The organism is Streptomyces sp. NPDC005266, from assembly GCF_040607655.1.
Classification (GTDB): domain Bacteria; phylum Actinomycetota; class Actinomycetes; order Streptomycetales; family Streptomycetaceae; genus Streptomyces.
On record NZ_JBEXHC010000001.1, the window covers coordinates 22465 to 47996 of the forward strand.

Annotated in this window: 18 protein-coding genes; 4 read left to right on the plus strand and 14 right to left on the minus strand. The window is 71.9% G+C overall.

Annotated features, from left to right (window positions below):
* Nucleotides 1-157: 157 nt before the first annotated feature.
* Both ABZU99_RS00095 and ABZU99_RS00100 read right to left on the minus strand, forming a co-directional pair.
* Nucleotides 158-3073, minus strand: coding sequence for an EAL domain-containing protein (locus tag ABZU99_RS00095; RefSeq protein ID WP_355950594.1), 2916 nt, complete (start codon nt 3071-3073; stop codon nt 158-160).
* 337 nt (nt 3074-3410) lie between these two features.
* Nucleotides 3411-4355, minus strand: a complete 945-nt coding sequence (locus ABZU99_RS00100) for a 2-hydroxyacid dehydrogenase (RefSeq protein ID WP_355950597.1) — start codon at nt 4353-4355, stop codon at nt 3411-3413.
* 73 nt (nt 4356-4428) lie between these two features.
* Between ABZU99_RS00100 and ABZU99_RS00105 the strand changes: the two genes are divergently transcribed.
* The 3 genes from ABZU99_RS00105 (at nt 4429) to ABZU99_RS00115 (ending at nt 7095) form a co-directional block, all read left to right on the plus strand.
* Nucleotides 4429-5427, plus strand: a complete 999-nt coding sequence (locus ABZU99_RS00105) for an aldo/keto reductase (RefSeq protein WP_355950600.1) — start codon at nt 4429-4431, stop codon at nt 5425-5427.
* A gap of 201 nt (nt 5428-5628) precedes the next feature.
* Nucleotides 5629-6804, plus strand: a complete 1176-nt coding sequence (locus ABZU99_RS00110) for a PQQ-dependent sugar dehydrogenase (RefSeq protein WP_355950603.1) — start codon at nt 5629-5631, stop codon at nt 6802-6804.
* Nucleotides 6805-6927: 123 nt separating this feature from the next.
* Nucleotides 6928-7095: a DUF6191 domain-containing protein gene (locus ABZU99_RS00115; protein WP_355950605.1), complete on the plus strand. Its 168-nt coding sequence runs from the start codon at nt 6928-6930 to the stop codon at nt 7093-7095.
* A gap of 17 nt (nt 7096-7112) precedes the next feature.
* On the opposite strand, the gene ABZU99_RS00120 is transcribed toward ABZU99_RS00115, so the two are convergent.
* From ABZU99_RS00120 to ABZU99_RS00135, 4 genes are all read right to left on the minus strand, one after another.
* The gene (locus tag ABZU99_RS00120) at nt 7113-7427 is read right to left on the minus strand and encodes a LuxR C-terminal-related transcriptional regulator (protein ID WP_355950608.1); all 315 of its coding nucleotides are present in this window, start codon (nt 7425-7427) and stop codon (nt 7113-7115) included.
* A complete protein-coding gene (locus ABZU99_RS00125) occupies nt 7315-10431 on the minus strand; it encodes an AAA family ATPase (protein ID WP_355950766.1) in 3117 nt (1038 codons plus the stop codon). The genes ABZU99_RS00120 and ABZU99_RS00125 overlap by 113 nt, the downstream gene beginning before the upstream one ends.
* Nucleotides 10432-10498: 67 nt before the next feature.
* Nucleotides 10499-10690 carry a hypothetical protein gene (locus ABZU99_RS00130; protein WP_355950611.1) on the minus strand — a complete coding sequence of 64 codons (192 nt, stop codon included), beginning with the start codon at nt 10688-10690 and terminating at the stop codon, nt 10499-10501.
* A gap of 202 nt (nt 10691-10892) precedes the next feature.
* On the minus strand, nt 10893-13145 hold the full coding sequence (locus ABZU99_RS00135) for an MMPL family transporter (RefSeq protein ID WP_355950769.1): 2253 nt from the start codon (nt 13143-13145) through the stop codon (nt 10893-10895).
* A 395-nt stretch (nt 13146-13540) separates the two neighbouring features.
* Here ABZU99_RS00135 and ABZU99_RS00140 point away from each other — a divergent pair, with 395 nt between their 5' ends.
* A complete protein-coding gene (locus tag ABZU99_RS00140; protein WP_355950614.1) occupies nt 13541-15076 on the plus strand; it encodes a M81 family metallopeptidase in 1536 nt (511 codons plus the stop codon).
* A gap of 73 nt (nt 15077-15149) precedes the next feature.
* On the opposite strand, the gene gatB is transcribed toward ABZU99_RS00140, so the two are convergent.
* The 8 genes from gatB to ABZU99_RS00180 form a co-directional block, all read right to left on the minus strand.
* The gene (gatB, locus tag ABZU99_RS00145) at nt 15150-16655 is read right to left on the minus strand and encodes an Asp-tRNA(Asn)/Glu-tRNA(Gln) amidotransferase subunit GatB (protein ID WP_355950617.1); all 1506 of its coding nucleotides are present in this window, start codon (nt 16653-16655) and stop codon (nt 15150-15152) included.
* Nucleotides 16656-16669: 14 nt separating this feature from the next.
* A complete protein-coding gene (locus ABZU99_RS00150; protein ID WP_355950620.1) occupies nt 16670-16909 on the minus strand; it encodes a hypothetical protein in 240 nt (79 codons plus the stop codon).
* Nucleotides 16906-18399, minus strand: a complete 1494-nt coding sequence (gene gatA / locus ABZU99_RS00155; protein WP_355950623.1) for an Asp-tRNA(Asn)/Glu-tRNA(Gln) amidotransferase subunit GatA — start codon at nt 18397-18399, stop codon at nt 16906-16908. Before gatA ends, ABZU99_RS00150 begins: the two co-directional genes overlap by 4 nt.
* Before the next feature lie 5 nt (nt 18400-18404).
* Nucleotides 18405-18701, minus strand: coding sequence for an Asp-tRNA(Asn)/Glu-tRNA(Gln) amidotransferase subunit GatC (gene gatC / locus ABZU99_RS00160; RefSeq protein ID WP_355950626.1), 297 nt, complete (start codon nt 18699-18701; stop codon nt 18405-18407).
* 403 nt (nt 18702-19104) lie between these two features.
* Nucleotides 19105-21213 (minus strand): bifunctional diguanylate cyclase/phosphodiesterase, encoded by a 2109-nt coding sequence (locus tag ABZU99_RS00165; RefSeq protein WP_355950629.1) that lies wholly within the window; start codon nt 21211-21213, stop codon nt 19105-19107.
* A gap of 283 nt (nt 21214-21496) precedes the next feature.
* A complete protein-coding gene (ligA, locus tag ABZU99_RS00170) occupies nt 21497-23716 on the minus strand; it encodes an NAD-dependent DNA ligase LigA (RefSeq protein ID WP_355950632.1) in 2220 nt (739 codons plus the stop codon).
* Between the two features lie 15 nt (nt 23717-23731).
* The gene (locus ABZU99_RS00175) at nt 23732-24748 is read right to left on the minus strand and encodes a methionine synthase (RefSeq protein WP_355950635.1); all 1017 of its coding nucleotides are present in this window, start codon (nt 24746-24748) and stop codon (nt 23732-23734) included.
* 63 nt (nt 24749-24811) lie between these two features.
* On the minus strand, nt 24812-25501 hold the full coding sequence (locus tag ABZU99_RS00180) for an SDR family oxidoreductase (protein ID WP_355950638.1): 690 nt from the start codon (nt 25499-25501) through the stop codon (nt 24812-24814).
* Nucleotides 25502-25532 lie beyond the last annotated feature (31 nt).

A 25532-nucleotide genomic window follows, 5' to 3' on the forward strand; every position in this document is an offset into this window, starting at 1 on the left:
TGCAACAAAAAACCCCTCGTGCCGTAAGGCAAGCGAGGGGAGCGCGCCGGTGAGGGTCCGCAGGGCTTCATGGAGCACCTGCTCAGCCGACGCGCTGTCCAAGTACGAGAATTCGGGTGCGCATGACACAGACCCTCCCCCCGGCGCATATCGGGTGTCAAGTGGGTGGGACGGGCGTCTCAGTATTTGAACGGGTTGGGGGATGGGTGTGCGGCTCCGTACGGCGCGGTCCATGGGTGCCTCCGTGCCCGCCGTGCCCGCCGTGGCGGGCCGGGAGCGCACCCCCGACGAGCACCGGTGCGTCCGAGCGCGGCACCGGATAACCGCCGCGGGCCAGGGCCCGGCGCAACCGGTGCTCGTCCAGCGGCCCGCTGAAGGCCGTCCCCTGGGCATGGGTGCATCCCATACCGCGCAGGGTGACGATCTGCTCGGGGAGGTCGACCCCCTCCGCGATGGACTGCATACCGAGATCGCCCGCGATCCGCAGCAGCCCGGCGGTGATCTTGTGGAGCCGGGACGACTCGACGACCCCCTCGACCAGACCGGGGTCCAGCTTCAGCACATCGATGGGAAGCCTGCGCAGCGACCTGATCGCGGCATAGCCGCTGCCGAAGCCGTCGAGGGCGATCCGCACCCCCAGCCGGCGCAGCGCGCCGAGCCGGTGCTCCAGCTCGTCGAGCGGCACCCGTGGGTCACTGTCGGTCAGCTCCAGGATCAGCGCGCCGGACGGCAGCCCGTGCCGGGCGAGCAGGGTCTCGACCGCCTTGGGCGGCATGAACTTGTCCACCAGACGGCTGGCGGGCAGCCGTACGCATACGGGCACGGGGAGCCCGTCCCGGCGGCGCTGGGCGGCCTGTTCGACGGCCGCCTCCAGCATCCAGCGCGCCAGCTCGGTGGTGCGGGCCGAATCCTCGCCGCCGCCACGGCCGTTGTCGGCGACCCGGAGGAACTCGGCGGGGGTGAACAGGATGCCCTGGGCCGAGCGCCAGCGGGCCTGCGCCGCGACCGTCGTAATACGGCCGCTGGCAAGCTCCACGACGGGCTGGTGCAGCAGCACGAACTCACCGTCGTGCAGGGCGGCGCGCAGCCTCGTCGCGACCTCGGCGCGACGGGCCACCTCCGCCTGCATCTGCGGGGCGTAGAGCTCGACCCGGTTCTTGCCCGCGGCCTTGGCGCGGTACATCGCCAGATCCGCGTTGCGCATCAGGGTGCCGGGGCTGACGCCGGGCTCGGCGAAGGCGACGCCGATGCTGGCGGCCACCCGCACCTCGGTGCCGCCCTCGACCCGGTAGGGCTGGGAGAGCCTGACCCGCAGCCGGTCGGCGATCTCCATGATGCGGCACTCCCGGGCGCCCAAGTCCCCGTCGCCGTCGCCGACGATCAGGGCGGCGAACTCATCGCCCCCGAGCCGGGCCGCGCAGTCGCCGGATCCGGACCGCACGGACTCCTGGAGCCGGCGGGCGGCCTGCACCAGCAGCTCGTCGCCCGCGTGGTGGCCGACCGTGTCATTGACGGCCTTGAAACCGTCGAGGTCGATGAAGAGCACGGCGGTGCCCATGTCGGTACGGCGCCGGCCGCCGACCGCGTGCCGCACCCGCTTGGTGAACAGGGCCCGGTTGGGCAGGTCGGTGAGCGGGTCGTGCTCGGCGTTGTGCTGGAGCTGGGCCTGAAGCCGGACCCGCTCGGTGACATCGCGGCTGTTGAAGATCAGCCCGCCGTGGTGGCGGTTGATCGTCGACTCCACGTTGAGCCAGTCGCCGGAGCCGGAGCGGAACCGGCACTCGATGCGCGTGGTGGGCTCCTCCCCGGGCGAGGCCGCCAGGAACCGGCGGACCTCGTGGACGACCGGCCCCAGGTCCTCGGGGTGGATCAGGGAGGCCAGCTCGGAGCCTTCCAGCTCGTCCGCGTCACGGCCGTAGACGCCGGAGGCGGCCGGGCTGACATACCGCAGGATCCCGGTGGGCGCGGCGATCATGATCACATCGCTGGAGCTCTGCACCAGGGAGCGGAAGTGGTTCTCCTTCTCCGCCAGCTTCTGGGTGAGCGCGATGTTGTCCATCAGCATGATGGCCTGGCGGACGACGAGGGCGAGCACGACCGCGCAGGCGGTGAAGAGCACCACGCCGTCGATCGGCCGGCCGTCCATGACATTGAACAGGATCCCCAGCGTGCAGACGGCGGCGGCGAGATACGGCGCGAGCGCGGCGAGCGACCCCGCGATGGGGCGGCTCGGCTGGGTGGAACGGCGCACCGGCGGCGGGGTCTCGGCGGCCTCGCGCCGGGCCACCCACGGGGCGTACGCCAGCAGCATCGAACCGGCAAACCACCCGGCGTCCAGGATCTGCCCCGAGCGGTAGTGCTCACGCAGCATCGGCGAGGTGAACAGCGCGTCGCACAGCACGGTCAGCGCGAAGGCGCCGATCGCCGTGTTGATCGCGGAGCGGTTGGCCGACGAGCGCCGGAAGTGCAGCACGATCACCATGCTGACCAGCACGATGTCCAGCAGCGGATAGGCGAGCGAGAAGGCCCTGCGGGCCACGGACTCGCCGTCGCCGCCGAACTGGCCGGTGTGCGCGAGCGCGAGACTCCACGACAGGGTCACCAGCGAGCCGGCGATCAGCCAGGCGTCCAGCCCCAGACAGATCCAGCGCGCCCGGGTCGTCGGGCGCTTGGCGAGCACCAGCATGCCGACGATGGCGGGCGGGGCGAAGAGCAGGAAGCAGAAGTCGGCGGGCGAGGGGGACGGAACGGCAGTGCCGAGCACCACCTCGTACCAGCCCCACACGCCGTTCCCCAGCGCCGCCATGGCGGAGGAGGCCGCGAACAGCAGCCAGGCCGGGCGCATCCGCCCCGCGTGCCGGCGGCCGTGCCACAGACAGGACGCGGCGGCGGCGAGGGCCGCGGCGCTCAGACCGAAGTCACCCATGAACACGGCCAGTTCGGACGAGCCCCAGCCGAGGACCGCGCCCGCCGCATAGCCGCCACAGGCCAGCGCGAGGACCACTTGCGGCAGCAGCCCCGCTCCGCCGCCGGACACCGACGGCCGGGCGAGCACCGCCCCGGTGGCGCTCACTGGACGTCCGTCCTGTGCGCGGAGGACCGCTTCGGCCACGGGTGCCGTATCCCCGAGGGCCTCATCGAGTTCGAGAGCCGCGCGGCAGCGCGGAAATGTCGCGGTCGACGCCTGCGCTGCGTCGGGTCGTTGGTCCATCGGCCATACATCGCCCGTCGCCCCCCTCGAGTTCCGGTCCATCGCTGACGCCGTCAGGTCAGTGGCGCAGCCCCCGCTCGGGACGATACACCAGACTGGTCACTCAGGGACATAGGCCATCTACGGTCCGTAACCGACTACGGTGTTGTATATACGGAGTGGAGTCATTCGGTGCCTGTATGTGCTGCCAGAGGCATGTCTACCCCGTCGTCGCGACGAGATGTCGCAGCGACTCGCCGTTCGCGAAACGGGTCAGCTGGTCGCGCAACAGCCGCTTGGCGCGCGGCAGGAAGGCCGACGAGGGGCCGCCCACATGCGGGGTGATGAGCACCCCTGGAGCGTGCCACAGCGGATGCCCGGCGGGCAGTGGTTCCGGCTCGGTCACGTCCAGCGCCGCGCGCAGCCGGCCCCTCTCCACCTCGGCGAGCAGCGCATCGGTGTCCACCACGGGGCCGCGCGCGACGTTCACCAGCAGGGCCCCGTCCTTCATGCTCGCGAGGAAATCAGCCCCGGCCAGCCCGCGGGTGGCCTCGGTGAGCGGGGTGACGAGCACCACCACATCCGCTTCCGGAAGCAGTCGGGGCAATTGGTCGATCGGATGCACCGGACCGCGCTCGGTCGTGCGCGGGGAGCGCGCCACGCGCGCCACCCGCTCGCACTCAAATGGCACAAGCCGGTCCTCGACCGCGCTGCCGATGGCCCCGTACCCGACGATCAGGACGGACTTGTCGGCGAGCGCCGGACGGAAGCCTGAGCGCCACTCCTCGGCGTCCTGGCCGCGGACGAAGTCCGGGATGCCGCGCAGCGAGGCCAGGATGAGGGTCAGGGCCAGCTCGGCGGTGCTCGCGTCGTGCACCCCGCGCGCGTTGCACAGCCGCACGCCGGGCCTGAGGTCGGCCATCGCCGGCTTGATGTGGTCTATCCCGGCGGTGAGTGTCTGTACCACGCGCAGATTGGCCATGGCGGGCAGCGGCCGGACGCACACCTCCACGCTCTTCATGTACGGGACGCAGTAGAAGGTGCAGCGGGCCGGGTCGGTGGGGAAGTCGGGGCCGCCGTCCCAGTGGGCGTAGTCGAGGCTGCCGGGAAGACCGTCGATCTCGTCGGGCGGTATGGGCAGCCACACCAGGTCACATGCGCTCATACCTGGAGGCTAAGCGATCACTGGCGTTCGGCAGAGGTTAGTTTGGTGCGAGGGAACGGGAGGGTCAGGCCAGGTGGAGCGCAGGACAATCGGAGCGGCGGCGCTCGAGGTGGGCGCGATCGGCCTCGGATGCATGCCCATGAGCTGGGCGTACACCGCTTCGCAGCGCAGTGGCGAGAGCTCGGTACGCGCCGTGCACGCCGCGCTCGACTCGGGCGCGAGCCTGCTGGACACCGCCGACATGTACGGGCCCTTCACCAATGAGCTGCTGGTGGGGCGGGTGCTCAAGGAGCGGCGGGCCGACGCCTTCGTGTCCACCAAGTGCGGGCTGCTGGTCGGTGAGCAGCACATCGTGGCCAATGGGCGGCCGGGATATGTGAAGCGGGCGTGCGACGCCTCGCTGCGGCGGCTGCAGACCGATGTGATCGATCTCTACCAGCTGCACCGGGCCGATCCGGAGGTGCCCATAGAGGAGACCTGGGGCGCGATGGCCGAGCTGGTGGCGGCCGGGAAGGTACGGGCGCTGGGGCTGTGCGCCGTGGGCGCGCGCGCACAGCGGCGGGCCGGCGCCGGAATGCACGACGCGACCGTGCGCCAGTTGGAGCGGGTGCAGCAGGTGTTCCCGGTCAGCTGTGTGCAGGCGGAGCTGTCGGTGTGGTCGCCCGAGGCGCTGGAGGCGCTGGTGCCGTGGTGTGCCTCGCGCGGGGTCGGCTTCCTGGCGGCGATGCCGCTCGGCAACGGCTTTCTGAGTGGGACGCTGACTCCGGGGCAGGGCTTCGAACCGGAGGACATGCGGGCCCGGCATCCGCGCTTCACGGCCGAGATGATGGCCGCCAACCAGCCGATCGTGGCCGGTCTGCGGCGGGTGGCCCGGCGGCACGGGGAGCGGGTGACGGCGGCGCAGGTGGCCCTGGCGTGGCTGCTGGCACAGGGGCCGCATGTGGTGCCGGTGCCGGGGACGAAGCGGGAGCGGTGGGCGGTGGAGAACTCCGCGGCGGCCGAGGTGATGCTGACGCGCGAGGACCTCGCGGAGATCGCGGAGCTGCCGCCGGCGCGGGGGTCGTGGGACTAAGCGGTTACGGCGAAGTCAAGTGCTGATCCTTCTCGGCGTCCAAGCCCTCGGCCAGGCCGAACGGCGAGGGATCAGCGGCGAACTTCACCGCATCCGTGTCGGGCCGCGAACGGCGGTGCGACGGGAACCGGGCGCGGGGCAGCGGTGTATAAGAATCAGTGCCGTGCCGCGGCACACGTGCCCAGGGAGAGGAATCCGACCGTGCGACGTCCTCGCGTCACCCCCATTCTCGCCGCCGCTGCCGCGCTCATGCTCGTCGCGGGGTGTTCGTCCGACGACGACAGCCTCATGAACCCCGGCGCCCGGACGTCCGGTTCCGCGAAGCCGGGGAGCCCCGCCACCGCGTCGGGCGCACCCTCTCCGAGCGAGTCCGCGGCGCCCAAGGAGGGCTCGGTGAAGGTGGTGCGCACGCTCACCACGAAGCTGAACTCGCCGTGGGGGCTGGCTCCGCTGCCCGGCGGGGATCTGCTGGTGTCCTCGCGGGACACCGGGAAGATCTTCAGGATTTCGGCGAAGACCGGGAAGAAGACCGAGCTGGGGTCCGTCCCCGGGGTCTCCGCCGCGGGTGAGGGCGGTCTGCTGGGGCTGGCGGTCTCCTCCGACTTCGGCTCGGACCACATGGTGTACGCCTACTTCACCACGGATTCCGACAATCGCATCGCCCGGATGATGTACGACGACAAGCGCCCGGCGGGCGATCAGTTGGGCGCGCCGGACACGATCTTCAAGGGCATCCCCAAGGGCACGATCCACAACGGTGGCCGGATCGCCTTCGGTCCGGACAAGATGCTCTATGTGGGCACGGGCGAGAGTGGTGACCGCGGGCTCGCCCAGGACATGGACTCCTTCGGCGGCAAGATTCTGCGGATGACCCCGGACGGTGAGCCCGCGCACGGCAATCCGGAGGCCGATTCGGTGATCTATTCCTATGGCCACCGCAATGTGCAGGGTCTGGCCTGGGACACGAACAAGCGGCTGTGGGCATCCGAATTCGGCCAGGACACCTGGGATGAGCTCAATCTGATCGAGCCGGGGAAGAACTACGGCTGGCCGGAAGTCGAGGGCAAGGCCGGCAAGAAGGGCTTTGTCGATCCTGTCGAGCAGTGGAGGCCCAAGGACGCCTCGCCGAGCGGCATCGCGTTCGCCAAGGGCTCGATCTGGACGGCGGGGCTGCGCGGGAAGCGGCTGTGGCGCATTCCGCTGAAGGGCGAGCGGCCGGTGGCGAAGCCGCAGTCCTTCCTGACCGGGAAGTACGGGCGGCTGCGCAGTGTGGTGCCGGCGGACGGCGGGGGGCTGTGGCTGACGACGAGCAATACGGACGGGCGCGGTGAGCCGGGGAAGGAGGACGATCGGATTCTGCGGCTGGACATCCGCTGACGGCCCGACGGTTCGGCCTCCGGGCGGTTTCGCGCCGCCACGTTCGCCGCACTTGTCCTGGCGCGCCCGTTCTGCGAGTGGTCTGCCTACACTGGCACCAGCCACACGCCCCAGGGGGTCGCCATGTTCAACCTCATCGAGGAACTGTTCTCGCCCAGCCGCAAGCACACCGACGAAGAGCGCAACCGGCTGGAGGTCACGCTGGACGAGGTGGGCAGCAACGATCCGGGGAAGGGCCCCATAGACCTGGAATCCGGCCGTGTGGTGATCCGCCCCCGCGACGAGGGTTGATCGGGCTCCGGGCGCCGTCAGCGCACCACCGCGCCATCGGCCAAGCCATCCACCAGCCGCAACCGATGCGCCATGGCCGCCGCCTCCACCCGACCCGAGACACCCAACTTGGCCAAGATATTGGAGACATGGACGCTCGCCGTCTTCGGCGCGATACCGCGACCGCCCGGGGGATAACCCCCGCACCCCCAGCCGCGCCCCCACCCCCGGGCCGACCGCTCAGCGCACCACCACTCCATCAGCCAAGCCATCCACCAGCCGCAACCGATGCGCCATGGCCGCCGCCTCCACCCGACCCGAGACACCCAACTTGGCCAAGATATTAGAGACATGGACGCTCGCCGTCTTCGGCGCGATGAAGAGCTCCTCGGCGATCTGCCGATTGCTGCGGCCCGCGGCGACCAGCCGCAGCACATCGCGCTCCCGGGGGGTCAGCCCCAGCTCATCGGCCGGGTCGGCGGCTTCGGGGGCCGGGACCGGGGAGCCGGGCGCCATGGGGAGCGCGGGGGCGCCGGGTGCGGAGGCGGTCAGCGCGGCGCGGGTCCCGGCGGGGGCCAGGGGCAGCCGGGCGCGCCGGGCCAGCAGCTCGATCTCCTCGCGCAGCGGGCGCGCTCTCAGCCGCTCCGCCACGGTGTGTGCCTGGATCACCAGCTCGGCTGCCCGCTCGCGCCCGGCGGGGTCCGCCGCGCCGGGCCCCGAGGCCAGCAGCGCCTCGGCCCAGCGGTGGCGGGCGCGGGCCAGCGGGTAGGGGCGGTCAAGTGCCGCGAAGGCGGCCGTGGCCTCGGCCCAGCGGTCGGGCCGGTTCTGCCCCTCGGCGCGCTCCAGCTCGGCGTGGAGCAGCGCGGCGTAGGCCCGCCAGACCGGCACGGGCTGCGGCAGCCGCTTGGCGGCGGCCCGGATGCTCTCCAGCACCTCGCCCCGGCCGGGCTCGGCCGTGGGCAGACCGCGGGCGGCCGATTCGGCCGCGGCCGCCGCGTAGAGCAGCGGCCAGACGTAGCGCTGCATCCCGGGCGGGAATCCGGCATCCAGGGCCTGGTCCAGCACGGCCCGGACGTCCAGGATCCGGCCGCGCGCGGCCGCGAGCTCGATGGCGTACCCAGCGATCGGGAGGGTGTACTGCGGCTCGGTGTTATGGATGCCGTAGTGCTCCCGGGCCGCGGCCAGTTCGCGCTCCGCGGCGTCCCAGTCGCCGCGCGCCAGCGCGAGCTCGGTGAGCCGCTTGGACGCGGTGCCGCGCGGCTTGGTGCCGAGGGCGAGCCGCCGGGTCTTCAGCGCCGCCTCCTCCGCCTCGTCCCAGCGGCCCAGGGCGAACAGCGACTCGCACTGGTTCCCGTGCACCCACGCCCGGGAGTCGACCAGCCCGAACCGGTCCAGCACCCGGGAGCCCTCCTCGGCGACGTCGACCGCCTCGGCCGACCGGCCCACCCCCTCCAGCGCGGAAGCGAGATTGACATAGCAACGGCCCAGCACGCTGATGTCGCCGAGTGCCACGGCCCGCGCGCAGACCTCCCGCATCTCGGCCAGCCCGCGCTCGATGTCGCCGGAGTCACCGGTGAAGTAGCCCAGGGTCAGCCGGGCGTGCAGCTCCGTGCTCTCGGCGCCGACCATCCGGGCCAACTCCACCGCCCGCTCGGCGACTTCGAGCCCCGCCGGGCCGGGCCGGTGGGTCATCGTCCAGCCCGCCACCTGCGCCAGGACCTCCGCGTGCACGGCGGACGGGGGCAGCCCGCGCACCAGCTCCTGGGCGCGCGCCAGCTCCTTCCAGCCGTCGCCCCGCGCCAGGCCCTCCACCAGCTTGGCCTTCTGGGTCCAGAACCAGGCGGCCCGCAGCGGGTCGTCGCCGCTCTCGCCCAGCGTCCGCAGCGCCCGCTTGCTGACGGCCAGCGCCCGCTCCCGCTGCCCGGACATATGCGCGGCCACCACCACCTCGGCGAGCAGGTCGAGATGGCGCAGCGCCTCGTCGTCGCAGCCGCACGCGGGGTACACCTCGGCGTAGTCGACGGGGCGCTGCGCCTCGCGTATCTCCTTGGGCACGTCCTCCCACAGCTCCATGGCGCGCTCGAGCAGCCGCAGCTGCTCGGCGTGGGCGTACCGCCGCCGCGCCTCCACGGACGCCTGGAGCACGGCGGGCAGAGCCTTGACGGGGTCATGGGCGTGGTACCAGTAGCTGGCCAGCCGGGCGGCCCGCTCATCGGCCCGCACCGGCCCGGGCTCGGCCTCCAGCGCCTCGGCGAAGCGCCGGTTGATCCGGGAGCGCTCACCGGGCAGCAGATCGTCATCGACGGCCTCGCGCACCAGGGCGTGCCGGAAGCGGTAGCCGCTGTCGTCGGCCGTGGGGCGCAGGATGTTGGCGCCGACGGCGGAGCGCAGCGCGTCGATCAGCTCGTCCTCGCCGAGCCGGGCGACCGCGCGTAGCAGTTCGTACTCCACCGCGGAGCCGCCCTCGGCCAGGATCCGCACCACCCGCTGGGCCTCCTCGGGCAGCGCCTCGACCCGCACCAGCAGCAGATCGCGCAGTGATTCGCTGAGGCCGCTGCTGCAGCCCTCGTTGATCGAGCGGGCGATCTCCTCGACGAAGAAGGCGTTGCCGTCGCTGCGCTTGAAGATCCGGTCGACCAGTTCGCGCTCGGGCTCGGCCCCGTTGATCCCGGCGATCTGCGCCCGCACTTCGCCCCGGGTGAAGCGGGACAGCTCGATGCGGGAGACCTCGCGCATCCGGTCGATCTCGGCGAGGAAGGGGCGCAGCGGATGGCGGCGGTGGATGTCGTCGGAGCGGTAGGTGGCGACGACCAGCAGCCGGGCGCTGAGCAGGGAGCGGAAGAGATAGCCGAGCAGCTCGCGGGTGGAGCGGTCGGCCCAGTGCAGATCCTCGATGACGACGACGAGGGTGCGTGCCTGGGCCAGGCGCTCCAGCAGCCGGACGGTGAGCTCGAAGAGCCGGGCCCGGCCGTCCTCGTCGTGAGAGGCGCGGGCGGTCTCGCCCAGCTCGGGCAGCAGCCGGGCCAGTTCGCCCTCCTGCCCGGCGGCAGCCCCGTCCAGCTCGGGGCCGAGCTTGCGGCGCAGGGAGCGCAGCACGGTGGAGACGGGTGCGAACGGCAGCCCGTCGGCGCCGATTTCCACACAGCCGCCGACGGCGGTGACGGCCCCGCCGGCGACCGCCCCGGCCAGGAATTCGTCGACGAGGCGGGTCTTGCCGACCCCGGCCTCCCCGCCCACCAGCAGCACCTGGGGCTCGCCCGCGGTGGCGCGGGCGAGCGCGTCGGTGAGGGTGGCCAGTTCCTCGGCGCGGCCGACGAACACCGGGCTGACAGACGTGGTGTGCACGAGGTTGAGCATCGCACAGCAGTCCGACAACCGGGCACCGCTCGCGGAGAGCGGAGCGGGCAGCACGGCGCCGCCTCCGTCAGGCGGCCGTATCGTACGACCGCCGTGCGCGATGGCTGCCGCGCCACCGCATCGGCTTCACCCGCCCTCCGGGCGCGTGCTCCGTGGACCGGCCGTCGTCGTCGCCCCGTGCCGCGCGGACCAGCCGGTGGTGGGCGGCCCGACGCTGCAGTTCGGCCTCGCGGATGCGGTGCAGCTCGTAGTGGAACATCGTGATCTCCCTGGTGACGGTGGGTTCGTCGATGCGTCCACTGTCGTCGCCAAGAGGGGTCCGGCACATCGGGAGGCTGCCTGATCTCCGCTCGTCCCAGGGCCTTAGGCCGCGGGACCGGGCGGCTGAGGGGCCTTGCGGCCGCTCGTCCCAGGGCCTTAGGCCGTGGGACCGGGCGGCTGAGGAGCCTTGCGGAGATGCCTTAGGGCACGGGCGAGTGTGCCGTAGCCAGCTCGCGGTCCGGGCTCGTCACGGGCCCGGATCCGGCCATGCGGCCTCCCTGCGGGGGCAGCGGCATCGGCTGCGCCTCGATGCTGATCCGCGGCAGCCGGCGCTCCAGCCAGCCCGGCAGCCACCAGTTGGCGCGGCCGAGCAGATGCATGAGGGCGGGGACCAGCAGCGTACGGAGGACGAAGGCGTCCAAGGCGACGGCGGCGGCCAGTCCGATGCCGAACATCGCGATGATCCGGTCGCCGCTGAGCACGAACGCCGAGAAGACAGCGATCATGATGACGGCGGCGGAGTTGATGACGCGGCTGGTCTCGGCGAGGCCGACCCGGACCGCGGTCCGGTTGTCGCCGGTGCGCTGCCACTCCTCGTACATCCGGCTGACCAGGAAGACCTGGTAGTCCATGGAGAGTCCGAAGAGCACCGACACCATGATCACCGGCAGGAAGGGTTCGATCGGGCCCGCCCTGCCCAGGCCCAGCAGCTCGCTCCCCCACCCCCATTGGAAGATCGCGACGACCACGCCGAATGACGACGCGACAGCGGCCACGTTCATGGCCGCGGCCTTGACCGGGATGCCGATGGAGCGGAACGCGAGCAGCAGCAGGACACAGCCGAGGGCCACCACCACGCCCACGAACAGCGGCAACTTGCCGACGATCACGGCGGCGAAGTCGTCGTAGCCCGCGGTCAGCCCGCCGACGTACACCCGCAGCGAGCTGCCCTGCTCGGCCGTGGGCAGGACATCGGCGCGCAGCCGCCCGACGAGTTCGGAGGTGGCCCGCGACTGCGGGGCGGTCGTGGGGACGAGCGTGATGACGCCGGTGTCGCCACCGCCGCCGATCTCCGCGGCGCTCACCGAGGCGACGCCCTCGGTGGTGCGCAGGGTCTGGGGCAGCTTGGTGAAGGCCATACGGTCGTCGGCTCCGTCGATGCTGCCCATCAGCGTCAGCGGGCCGTTGAAACCTGGTCCGAACCCCTCGGCGAGCAGGTCGTACGCCTGTCTGGTGGTCGAGGTTGAGGGGTTGTTGCCCTGGTCGGAGGTGCCCAGCCGGAGCGAGAGGGTGGGCACGGCGAGGGCCATGACGAGGGCGGTCGCCATGGCGGCCAGCAGCCTGGGCCGTCGCTCGACGAGGGCCGCCCAGCGGGCGGCGGGACCGCGGGCCGCCTTGGGGCGCGGGCCGTGCTCGGCGAGCCGTCCGCGCTCGCGCCGGCTCAGGGCCTTCATCCCGATCAGGCCGAGCAGCGCGGGGAGCAGGGTGAGGGAGGCGGCGACGGTGAGGGAGACCGTGAGCGCCGCCGCGACCGCCACACCGTTGAGGAAGCTCAGCCGCAGCACGAGCATGCCGAGCAGCGCGAGACATACGGTCGCACCCGCGAAGACCACCGCACGCCCCGAGGTGGCCACCGCCCGCTGGGCGGCCTGGGCGACCGACAGCCCCTGCCGCAGCCCCGTGCGGTGCCGGGTGACGATGAACAGCGCGTAGTCGATGCCGACGCCGAGGCCGATCAGCATGCCGAGCATGGGGGCGAAGTCGGCGACGGTCATGACGTGGCCGAGCAGCCCGATGCCCGCGTAGGCGGTGCCGACGGCGACGAGCGCCGTGGCGATCGGCAGCAGGGTCGCCGCGAGCGATCCGAAGGCGAGGAAGAGGACGACGGCGGCCACGGCGACGCCGATGGCCTCGCTGAGATGGGCCGAGCCGGCCTTCTCGGTGAGCCCGGCGCCCGCGCCGCCCATCTCGACCTGGAGTCCGTGGGTCCCGGTGGTGGCCGAGCGCGCGGTGTCCAGGACCTGGCGCACCTCGGTCTCGCCCAGGTCGGTGGCCGGTTTACGGAAGACGACGGTGGCGTAGGCGGTGTGCCGGTCCGCGCTGATCCGGCTGGTGTCGTCGGTGCCGTACGGGCCGGTCACAGAGGCGACGCCGGGCAGCTGCGCGACCTGCCGAAGCGCCGCCGTCATCCGGTGCTCGACGTCTGCGGAGTGGACCGTTCCGGCGTCGTCCGCGGTGTGCCAGACGAGGGTGTCGCTGTCACCCGCCCGATGGGGAAAACGCTCCTGCTGCAGGGCCGAGACCTTCGAGGAGTCCGTGCCCGGGATGTCGTAGTCGTTGGAGTACGCCGAGCCGGTCACGGACGCCGCGGTGGCGACCCCGGCGAAGACGGCAAGCCACAGCGCGATGACGGCGAAGCGGCGCCTGAGACACCACCGGGCGAGTGCGGCCATGGCGCATTTTCGGGTAGTGCCTTTTCGGGTATTGCGCGGGGCCGGGATCTTGACGGAGTCGGCGCCCGGAATGCCGTAGGTGCGCGAGCGCGCCGAGCCGGTCACCTTCGCTGCGGCGGAGGCCCCGGCAAAGGTGGCAAGCCACAGCACGGCGACGGCGAGGCGGCGCCTGAGTCGCCGACGGGCGGGTACGGCCATAGCTGCTTTCCGGATATCGCGCCGGCCTCGCGTGGACCCTGGTGGGGCCCACGGTGGCGAGCGCGTGACGTGCTTGTGACCCATGCACTCTGTCACCCCAAAATGATCCTTTGTCCACTTTGTGGCGTTCCCCACATTCGCCGCATACTGAGGACGGAACCGAACCGCCGCCACGTCCCAGGAAGGGCGCCGCCGGTATGGCCCCCACCGCATCCCGCCCCTTCGACGGTCCGGCCGGCCGGAGCCCGGACGGCGGGGCGGCGTCCCGGGGGCGGCGTCTGCGGATCGGGGTCGGTGGCATGGCCATCGAGTCCAGCACCTTCTGTCCGCATCGCACGACGTACGACGACTTCCGCGTCACGCGCGGCGACGCGTTGCTGAGCCGCTACGCCTGGACGGAGGCCGGGGGCGGGCTCGGCGGCCGTGTCGAGTGGGTGCCCCTCGTCCACGCCGACGCCCTCCCCGGCGGGCCGGTCGAGCGCGCCGGGTACGACCGGATCAAGGGCGAGTTCATCGAGCGGCTACGGCAGGCCGGTCCCCTCGACGGGCTCGTGTACGACATCCACGGCGCGATGAGCGTCGTCGGCATGGCGGACGCCGAGGGCGATCTGACCGAGGCCGCGAGGGCGGCGATCGGGCCCGACGCGCTGATCTCCGCCGCCATGGATCCGCACGGCAATGTCTCCCGCCGGTTCGCCGGCCGGCTCGATCTGATCACCGCCCACCGGCTCTCCCCGCACAAGGACGCCTGGGAGACCCGCGAGCGCGCCGCCCGCAAGCTCGTGGAGCGGCTCGCCTCCGGCAAGGGGCGTCCGCATGTCGCCTGGGCCCAGATCCCGGTGCTGCTGCCCGGCGAGCGGACCAGCACCCGCCTGGAGCCCGCCAGGTCGCTGTACGGGCGGCTGTCCGCCGTGGAGGCGATGGCCGGCGTCGTGGACGCGGGGATCTGGGCCGGCTGCGCGTGGGCGGACGAGCCGCGCAGCCGTGCGGCGGTGGTCGTGACCGCCGACGACCCCGTCCTCGCGGTCGAGCAGGCCCGCTCCCTCGCCCGCGAGTACTGGGAGATGCGCCGCGACTTCGGCTTCGCCGGCCCCACCGGCAGCGCCGACGCGTGCATCGCCGAGGCCGTGGCCTCCTCCGCCCGACCGTTCCTGATCAGCGACTCCGGCGACAATCCGACGGCCGGCGGCGCCGGTGACCTCGCCCATGTGCTCGGTCGGCTGCTGGCCGACGACGATCTGGCCGCCGGCCGCACCACCGCCCTGCACCCCGGCATCACCGACCCCTCGGCGGTCGCGGAGTGCTTCGCCGCCGGGCCGGGCTCGACCGTGGACCTGCGTGTCGGCGGGCACTTCAGCGGGCCGGACCACGGCGGTCCGTACGACCTCACCGGCGAGGTGGTCGCCCTGCGCCGGGACGACCCGGTCGGCGGCGACCTCGCCGCCGTGCGGCGCGGCGGGGTCACGGTGGTCCTGGTCAGCCGCCGCAAGCCGTTCCATACGTTGGCCGACTTCGGAGAGCTTGACCCGCGGACCTACGACCTGGTCGTCGTCAAGATCGGCCATCCTGAGCCGGAGCTGCACGAGATCGCGGCGGACTGGCGGCTGGCCCTGACGCCGGGCGGAGTGGACCAGGATCTGCCGCGGCTCGGCCACCACCGGGTGGAGCGGCCGCTGTACCCCTTCGACGACGAGGGGTTCGAGGTCCCGCACCTGGATCCGCTGTTGCTCTGACCAGGGCTTTGGCCATAACGACGGCGGCGGGGCGTGCCGTAGGACACGCCCCGCCGCCGTACCGGGAAACCGGTCAGCCCTCGACGCCCAGCTTCTCCAGGATCAGCTCACGCACCCGCGCCGCGTCCGCCTGGCCGCGCGTGGCCTTCATGACCGCGCCGACGAGCGCACCCGCCGCCGCGACCTTGCCACCGCGGATCTTGTCCGCGATGGCGGCGTTGGCGGCGATCGCCTCGTCGACTGCGGTGCCGAGCGCACCCTCGTCCGAGACGACCTTGAGCCCACGGGCGGCGACGACCGCGTCCGGGTCGCCCTCGCCCGCCAGCACGCCCTCGATGGTCTGGCGCGCCAGCTTGTCGTTGAGCGAGCCCTCCTTCACCAGCGCGGTGACCCGCGCGACCTGCTCCGGAGTGATCGGCAGGGTTGCGAGGTCCACGCCCTCCTCGTTGGCGCGGCGGGCCAGCTCGCCCATCCACCACTTCCGCGCGGACGCCGCGTCCGCCCCCGCGTCGATGGTGGCGGTGATCAGGTCGATCGCGCCCGCGTTGAGGACGGACTGCATCTCGTGCCCGGAGATGCCCCACTCCTCGCGCAGCCGGTTGCGCCGCACCCGCGGCAGCTCCGGAAGCCCGGCCCGCAGCTCCTCCACCCAGTCCCGGGACGGGGCGACCGGCACCAGGTCCGGCTCGGGGAAGTAGCGGTAGTCCTCGGCCTCTTCCTTGACCCGGCCGGCCGTCGTGGAGCCGTCCTCCTCGTGGAAGTGCCGGGTCTCCTGGATGATCGTCCCGCCGTCGAGCAGCACCGCGGCGTGGCGCTGGACCTCGAAGCGCGCCGCCCGCTCCACCGACCGCAGCGAGTTGACGTTCTTCGTCTCGGAGCGGGTGCCGAACTTGTCGGCGCCGTGCGGGCGCAGCGACAGGTTCACATCGCAGCGCATCTGGCCCATCTCCATGCGCGCCTCGGAGACCCCGAGCGCCCTGATGAGCTCGCGCAGCTCGGTGACGTACGCCTTGGCGATCTCCGGGGCCTTCTCACCGGCCCCGACGATCGGCTTGGTGACGATCTCGATGAGCGGGATGCCGGCCCGGTTGTAGTCCAGGAGGGAGTGCGATGCGCCCTGGATACGGCCCGTAGCGCCACCCACATGGGTGGACTTGCCGGTGTCCTCCTCCATATGCGCGCGCTCGATCTCGACCCGGAAGATCTCGCCGTCGACCTCGACGTCCAGATAGCCGTTGAAGGCGATCGGCTCGTCGTACTGCGAGGTCTGGAAGTTCTTCGGCATGTCCGGATAGAAGTAGTTCTTCCGGGCGAAGCGGCACCACTCGGCGATCTCGCAGTTCAGCGCGAGCCCGATCTTGATGGCGGACTCGACGCCGGTCGCGTTCACAACGGGCAGCGAGCCGGGCATGCCGAGGCAGGTGGGGCAGGTCTGCGAGTTGGGCTCGGCGCCCAGCGCCGTCGAGCACCCGCAGAACATCTTGGTCTTGGTGCCGAGCTCGACATGCACCTCGAGCCCCATCACGGGCTCATAGGCGGCCAGGGCGTCCTCGTACGACACCAGTTCAGTGACGGTCACGGAAAACTAACCTCTCAGTCCGCGAGGACGTCGTTGTCGCCCTGACGCTTGAGCTCGCGGACGAGCAGGGCGACGCCGGTGACGATGGCGGCGGCCGAGACCACCGCGTCGGCGAGCTGCAGCTTGTCGTTCTCGGTACGGGCCTTCCTGGCCTGCTTCAACACGCTGACCGCGCCGAAGAGCGAGGTCGCGATGGACAGGTAGGTGCCGGGCTTGGACTTCTTGAAGCCCTTCGCCTTCTTGATCGCGCTCATAGTGACGGTGCCTCCTCAAGCAGCGGGTGGCCCCACTTGGCGGTGAGCGCGGCCTCGACCGCGGCACCGACCTTGTAGAGCCGGTCGTCGGCCATGGCGGGAGCGATGATCTGCAGACCGACCGGCAGACCGTCCTCCGGCGCCAGGCCGCAGGGCAGTGACATTGCCGCGTTCCCCGCCAGGTTCGCCGGAATCGTGCACAGGTCGGCAAGGTACATCGCCATCGGGTCGTCCGCGCGCTCGCCGATCGGGAAGGCGGTGGTCGGAGTGGTCGGCGAGACCAGCACATCGACCTGCTCGAACGCCTTCTCGAAGTCCCTGGTGATCAGCGTACGGACCTTCTGCGCGGAGCCGTAGTACGCGTCGTAGTAGCCGGAGCTCAGCGCGTACGTGCCGAGGATGATGCGGCGCTTGACCTCCGGGCCGAAGCCCTCCGCACGGGTGAGGGCGGTGACCTCCTCGGCCGACTTCGTACCGTCGTCACCCACCCGCAGGCCGTAGCGCATCGCGTCGAAGCGGGCCAGGTTGGACGAGCACTCCGACGGCGCGATCAGGTAGTACGCGGCCAGCGCCTTGTCGAACGACGGGCAGGAGATCTCCACGATCTCGGCGCCCAGCTCGCGCAGCAGCTCCACCGACTCGTTGAAGCGCTGCATGACGCCGGCCTGGTAGCCCTCGCCCGCGAACTCCTTCACCACGCCGACGCGCATGCCCTTCACGTCGCCGTTGCGGGCCGCCTCGACGACCGGCGGGACCGGGGCGTCGATCGAGGTCGAGTCGAGCGGGTCGTGCCCGGCGATGGCCTCGTGCAGCAGCGCGGCGTCCAGCACCGTACGGGCGCACGGGCCGCCCTGGTCCAGCGAGGACGAGAACGCGACCATGCCGTAGCGGGACACCGCCCCGTACGTCGGCTTGACCCCGACCGTGCCGGTCACGGCGGCCGGCTGGCGGATCGAGCCGCCGGTGTCGGTGCCGATCGCGAGGGGGGCCTGGAAGGAGGCGAGGGAGGCGGAGGAGCCACCGCCCGAGCCACCTGGGATGCGGGTCAGGTCCCACGGGTTACCGGTCGGCCCGAACGCGCTGTTCTCGGTCGAGGACCCCATGGCGAACTCGTCCATGTTGGTCTTGCCGAGCACGATCACGTCCGCGTCCCGCAGCCGCTTGGTCAGCGTCGCGTCGTACGGCGGGATCCACCCTTCGAGGATCTTGGAACCGACGGTGGTCGGAATCCCCTTGGTGGTGAAGATGTCCTTGAGCGCGAGCGGCACCCCGGCCAGCGGGCCCAGCTCCTCGCCGCGCTCCCGCTTCTCGTCGACCTTGCGCGCCTGCGCGAGCGCGCCCTCGCGGTCCACGTGGAGGAAAGCGTGCACCTTCTCGTCCACTGCCTCGATACGGGCCAGATGAGCCTCGGTGACCTCGACGGCGGTGACCTCGCCGGAAGCGATCTTCGCGGCGATCTCGGCCGCGGTGAGCCTGGTCGGATCGGTCATGGCGGTCACTCCTCCCCCAGGATCTGCGGCACCTTGAAACGCTGCTGCTCCTGCGCGGGGGCGCAGGCCAGCGCCTCCTGCGGGGTCAGCGACGGACGGACCTCATCCGCGCGCATGACATTGGTCAGCGGCAGCGGGTGAGAGGTCGGCGGAACGTCTTGGTCGGCGACCTCGGAGACGCGGGCGACCGCGCCGATGATGTCGTCCAGCTGTCCGGCGAAGTGGTCGAGCTCTTCGTCCTTCAGCTCCAGACGCGCCAGCCGGGCGAGGTGGGCGACCTCCTCGCGCGTGATGCCAGGCATGCAGCGATCCTCAGGGTGAGTGTGGAGTGTTTTCCCGGCCAATCCTATGGCTCCGGCCACGCCGGGTGCGAAACGCTTTCTCCTCCGGGGGTTCGCGCACGTCCCGGGCCGGGGGCCCGGGCCCCCGGCCGGCGGAAACCCACCAGCGCCCGGCCCCCGGGCCGCGCCCCAGCGAGGGCCGGTGACGAAGCCCCCACGGGCCCCGACGGGGCCTGGGCGGTACCCGGGCCCCGACGGGGCCCGGGCGGTGCCCCGTGGGGTCCGGGGCGGAGCCTGCGGCCGGTTCGGCCGTCGGGGGGCCGCTAAGCGGTTACGGCGAACTCAAGTGCTGATCCTTCTCGGCGTCCAAGCCCTCGGCCAGGCCGAACGGCGAGGGAGCAGCGGCGAACTTCACCGCATCCGCTTAGGTGACCGGTTGGTCCGCGTCTTGCCCGGCCGGGGCCGTGGCCTCCGCCGGCTGGGTCTCCTCCTCGCGGCGCCAGCCGCTTTCCCCCCGGGCCCGCAGCCACGCCGTCGTCTCCTCCGGCGGCATCGCGGCGGCCACCAGCCAGCCCTGGACCGCGTCGCAGCCCAGGTCCCGCAGCCGCTCCCAGGTCTCGTCGTCCTCGACGCCTTCGGCCACGACCAGCAGCCCCAGCGAGTGTGCGAGGTCGACCGTGCAGCGGACGATCTCCGCGTCCTCGTTGTCCACGGCCAGCCGGGCCACGAAGGAGCGGTCGATCTTGAGCTCGCTCACGGGGAGCCGCCGCAGATGCACCAGGGAGGAATATCCCGTGCCGAAGTCGTCCAGGGACATCTTCACGCCGTGCCCGGCCAGCCCCGCCAGGGTGTCGGCGGCTCGCTGGGGGTCCTCGAGCAGGACGTGCTCGGTTATCTCCAGTTGCAGGGCGCCCGCGGGGACCCCGTGCCGGGCCAGCCGGCCGGCGACCGCGCCGGCGAAGCCGGGGGTGTGGACGTCACGCGGGGAGACATTGACGGCGACCGGCACTTCCAGACCGTCGGCGCGCCACCGCGCGACCTGGCCGAGCGCCGTCTCCAGCACGTATTCGGTCAGCCGCGGCATCAGTCCGGAGCTCTCGGCCATGGCGATGAACTCGTCCGGCGGGACCCGGCCCCGGTCCGGGTGGTCCCACCGCACGAGTGCCTCCAGGCCGGAGACATGGCCGTCGAAGCCGACTTTGGGCTGGTAGTGCAGCTCCACGTCGCCCGCGTCCAGCGCCCGCCGCAGATCGCCGAGCAGGCCGAGCCGGTCGGGGGTGTTGCCGTCGCGCCGCGCCTCGTAGAGCTCGACGCCGCTGCGGTCCCGCTTCGCCTGGTACATGGCGACGTCGGCGCGGCGCAGCAGCCCCTCGGCGTCCAGGGCGTGGTCGGGATAGACGGCGACCCCGGCGCTGGCCTCCAGCACCAGGGTCAGCCCGTCCAGGTCGAGGGGCGAGCCGAGATCGCCGACGAGGACGCGGGCGGTGCGCTGGGCGCTGGTGAGCGAGTCGGTGGTGGGCAGCAGCACCGCGAACTCGTCGCCGCCGAGCCGCGCCACCTCCGCCCCGCCGGGCAGCGCCAGCCGCAGTCGTTCGGCGATCTGGAGGAGCAGCCGGTCGCCCGCCAGATGGCCCAGGGTGTCGTTGACCGAACGGAAGCGGTCGAGGTCGAGGAGGACGAGCGCGGTACGGGTGCCGCCCCGCTCGGCCTCGTCCAGCGCGGTCCAGGTGCGCTCCAGCAGCCACTGGCGGTTGGGCAGCCCGGTGAGCGGATCGCGCAGTTGCTCCTCGGCGCGCACCCGGGCGATCCACAGCGTGGAGTCGAGGGCGACCAGCGGCACCGCGAAGAGCGGGAGCAGCAGCGGGGTGTCTCCGGCGACGACGACGACGAGCGGGGCGATGCCGAGCAGCGCGATGCCGACGAGGGCCTGCCGGAAGAGGGCGGTGCGGGCGACGGTGGGCAGTCCGGCGCCGGGCGGCGCGAGGGAGTACCACAGCATGGCGCGGGTCATCGCGAGGTAGGCGAAGGCGGCCAGGACCGTCTGGGGGATGGCCGAGACGTCCCAGGTGGCGCTGCGCCAGGGATGTTCGACGGAGGGGGTGGTGCCGAAGGCGGCGAGGGTGAGGGCGGCGGCGCCGACCCCGAGGATGTCGACGGCGCCGTGCAGCACCGCTTGCCGCCAGCGATGCCGGCGGGCGGCGCCGACGAGCACGACCACGGCGAGGCTGACGAGCATGGCCGGCATCCAGCCGTACAGCAGCAGGGCGGCCAGGGTTAACGCGGCGCCGGATCCGGTCCCGCCCCACCAGCGGTCACGGCCCAGGGCGACCAGGTGCCCGACGATGATTCCGGTGAGCACGGCGAGCGACCAGCCCTCGGTGCCGTCGGGAAAGAGCGCATGGCCCGCGTCGAGCACTCGGAACACCCCGATGCCGAGTGCGAAAGCGGCCATGGCGACCGCCGCGGCGGGCAGCGCGGGCAGCACTGCCCGGCGCAGCCGCGACGCCGGGGCGGCGCTTTCGGTCGGTTTCATACCCGTCCCTCTCACAGCCGGCGGTGCCAGCGCCACGGCAGGCGCACACCTCAACAGTAGGCGGCAGAAGGCGATGGCGGGCGGCGATCGGCGGCGGTTGCCCGAATGCCACCCGACGATCCGTAACCTTCTGGTATGCGCTGTAAGGGTGATGCCCGTCGGCTGTGAGAGGGAAGTGCTCCCAGTCGTAATCCGGCCAGCTTTGAACCGCTGAACGGACAAGATGGCCGGACTACTCCGCAAGTTGGCAGGACCCGACTACTCCAATGGGCTGAGTCCAGGGCTACTTGGCTGTCTCTTCCTCCGGTTCGCCGGGCTCCTCCGAAGGCGTCACCGCGACCTCTCGCGCCGCGTCGGGCCCCTGTTCGAGCAGAACGGCAAAGCCGTCCTCATCGAGCACGGGAACCTTCAACTGCATCGCCTTGTCGTACTTCGAACCGGGATTGTCGCCCACAACGACGAAATCGGTCTTTTTCGAAACTGATCCGGTGACTTTCGCCCCGCGACTCTGCAGTGCCTCCTTCGCACCGTCCCGCGTATATGAGGTCAGCGTGCCGGTGACCACGACGGTGAGTCCCTCCAGCGGGCGCGGCCCCTCGGCCTCGCCCCCTTCCTCCTCCAGCCGCGCCCCGGCCCGCCGCCACTTCTCCACGATCTCGCGGTGCCAGTCCACGGTGAACCACTGCTTCACCGAGGCGGCGATGGTCGGCCCCACGCCTTCGACGGCCGCCAGCTCCTCCTCGCTCGCCTCGGCGATCCGGTCCAGCGAACGGAATTCGCGGGCCAGCGCCGTGGCCGCCACCGGCCCGACATGACGGATCGAAAGGCCGGTGATGAAGCGGGCCAGCGGGCGCTGCTTGGCCGCCTCGATATTGGCCAGCATGACCAGGGTGTTCTTCTTGGGCTCGCCCTTTTGGTTGGCGAAGAAGGTGACGACCTTCTCCTCGCCCGTCTCGGGGTCGCGCTTGGGCAGTCCGCTGTCCGGGTCCAGGACGTACGACCTGATGGGCAGCAGCTGTTCGACCTTCAGATCGAACAGATCCCCCTCGTCCTTCATCGGCGGCTCGGCGGGCTCCAGCGGCTGGGTCAGGGCGGTGGCGGCGACATAGCCGAGGCCCTCGATGTCCAGGCATTTGCGGCCCGCGAGGTAGTAGACCCGCTCACGCAGCTGTGCCGGGCAGGAACGCGCGTTGGGGCAGCGCAGATCGACGTCGCCCTCCTTGGCGGGCTGCAGCGGCGTACCGCACTCCGGGCACTCGGACGGCATCACGAACTCGCGCTCGGTGCCGTCCCTGAGGTCGACGACCGGCCCCACGATCTCCGGAATGACATCGCCGGCCTTGCGCAGCACCACGGTGTCGCCGATCAGCACACCCTTGACCTTGACCACGTCCTGGTTGTGCAGCGTCGCGAACTCGACCTCCGAGCCCGCCACCGTGACCGGCTCGACCACCGCGTACGGCGTCACCCGCCCGGTGCGCCCCACGCCGACCCGGATGTCGACCAGCTTGGTGGTGACCTCCTCGGGCGGGAACTTCCAGGCGATCGCCCAGCGCGGCGCCCGCGAGGTGGAGCCCAGCCGCCCCTGCAGCGGGATCTCGTCGACCTTGACGACCACACCGTCGATCTCGTGCTCCAGCGAGTGCCGGTGCTCGCTGTCCTGGTAGTACTCGATGTACTCGCGGACGCCCTTCAGGGACTCCACGACCTTGTAGTGGGCCGCGGTCGGCAGCCCCCACTGGTGCAGCCGCTCGTAGGCCTGCGACAGGCGGTCGACGTCGAAGCCCTCGCGCGCGCCGATGCCGTGCACCACCATGCTCAGTGGGCGGCTCGCGGTGACCTTGGGGTCCTTCTGGCGCACCGAACCGGCCGCCGCGTTCCGCGGGTTGGCGAAGGGCGGCTTTCCAGCCTCCACCAGGCGGGCGTTGAGCTCCTCGAAGCGGTCCCGGGGGAAGTAGATCTCGCCGCGGACCTCCACCAGCTCCGGAATCCCCTCGCCCTTCAGCCGGTTGGGGATCACCGCGATGGTGCGCACATTGGGGGTGATGTCCTCCCCCGTGCGCCCGTCGCCCCGCGTCGCGGCGCGGGTCAGCCGCCCCCGCTCATAGGTCAGATTGACCGCGAGGCCGTCCACCTTGAGCTCGCACAGGAAGTGGTACGTGGTGTCGCCGAGCTCCCTGGCGATGCGGTCGGCCCAGGCCTCCAACTCCTCGTCGTCGAAGGCGTTGTCCAGACTGAGCATCCGCTCGCGGTGCTTGACCTCGGTGAACTCCGTCTCGTACGCGCCCGCGACCTTCTGGGTGGGCGAGTCGGGCGTCCGCAGCTCGGGGTACTTCTCCTCCAGGGCCTCCAGCTCGCGCATCAGCTTGTCGAACTCCGCGTCGCTGATGACCGGGGCGTCCTTGACGTAGTACCGGAAGCGGTGCTCCTCGATCTGCTCAGCGAGCTTGGCGTGCTGGTCCCGCACCTCAGCGGGCACTGTCGACTGCTGTTCGCCGGCCACCGTATGGTCCTCCCGTTACTCAGGGTTGTCCGCGAGCGATCTCGCCGCCCGGACACAGTGGGCCAGCGCGGCGCGCGCGTACGCGGGCGAAGCGCCCGCCAGCCCGCACGACGGAGTGATCACCACGGACTCCGCGAGAGTCCCCGGCGCCAGCCCCAGCCTGCGCCACAGCGTCCTGACACCCCCGACGCTACTCGCAGGGTCTGACAACGTGGAGTCCGTGCCGGGCACCGCGCCGACGAGCAGCGCCGTACCGCCCTCCACGGCTTCCCCGATCGCCTCCTCCTCACTCTCCGTGAGCAGCGACAGATCGAACGAAATCCCGCTGACGCCCGCGCGCCGCAGCAGAGCGAACGGCACGGCGGGCGCGCACGAGTGCACCACCACGGGCCCGTCCGCGGCCTCCACCAGATTCCGCAGCGCGCCCTCGACCACACCCCGGTCCACGGCGCCGTGCGTGCGGTACCCGCTGGCCGTACGGACGCTCCCGCGCAGCACCGACGTCAGCGACGGCTCGTCCAGCTGCAGCACCACCTCGGCGCCGGGCACCCTCCGGCGGACCTCCTCCAGATGGACGCGCACCCCCTCCACCAGCGAGGACGTCAGATCGCGACAGGCCCCCGGGTCGCTCAGCGCGACCTCCCCGTTGCGCAGCTCCAGGGAGGCGGCCAGGGTCCACGGCCCAACGGCCGACACCTTGAGCGCGCCCTGGTACCCCTGGGTGAACTCCTCCAGCGCGTCGAGATCCTCGCCCATCCAGGACCGGGCCCGCCGGGTGTCCCGCCCCGGCCGGTCGCTGATCCGCCAGCCGCTCGGCTCCACATGCGCGTACAGCTCGACGAGCATCCCGGCGGTCCGCCCGATCATGTCCGCGCCGGGCCCCCGCGCGGGCAGCTCCGGAAGGTAGGGCAGGGCCTCCAGCGACCCGGTGACGGTCTTCGCGGCCTCCCGCGCGTCGCCGCCCGGCATCGATCCGACGCCGCTCGCGGCCCCCGCGCCCCAGCTGTGCCTGTTCGTGGTCTTCTCGTTCACCTGGGAAGGGTACGAGCCGGGGCGGGTACCGCGTGAACCGGTGGCGACGGGCGGCCCGGTCCGTCAACCGCGCGGCCGCACCTGAAGGTCGGTGATCTCCGCGTCACGCGGCAGATCGAGCGCCGTGAGGATGGTCGTCGCGACCGTCTCCGGGGCGATCCAGCGCTCGGCCTCGTACTCCTTGCCCTCCTGCTGGTGCACCTTCACCTGCATCGGGGTGGCCGTGCGGCCCGGGTAGACGGTCGTCACCCGTACGCCGTTGCCGCTCTCTTCCCAGCGCAGCGCGTCGGCCAGCGCCTTCAACCCGTGCTTGCTGGCGGCGTACGCGCCCCACTGGGCGTTGGCGCGCAGCCCGGCACCGGAGTTGACGAAGACGACATGCCCCTGCGCCAGCCGCAGCTGCGGCAGCAGCAGCCGGGTCAGCTCGGCGGGGGCCACGAGGTTGGCGGCGAGCTGCCGGTTCCATGCCTTCGGGGTCAGCTCACCGATCTCCCCCAGATCGACCACCCCGGCGCTGTGCACCAGCGAGTCCAGCCGCTCGGGCAGCGACTGGTGGCTCAGCGCCCAGGACAGCTTCTCCGGATCCGCCAGATCGCCGACGACCGTACGAGCCCCCGGAAACCGCCCCGCCAGCTCCTTCGCCCGCCCGGCGTCCCGCGCCAGCAGCCACAGCTCGTCGCCGCGCCCGGCGAGCCGCTCGGTGAGCGCCGTGCCGATGCCCGAGCCTGCCCCAGTGATCAGATGCGTTCGCATGCCCCCCAGCTTGCCTCACCGGTGGCTGCGG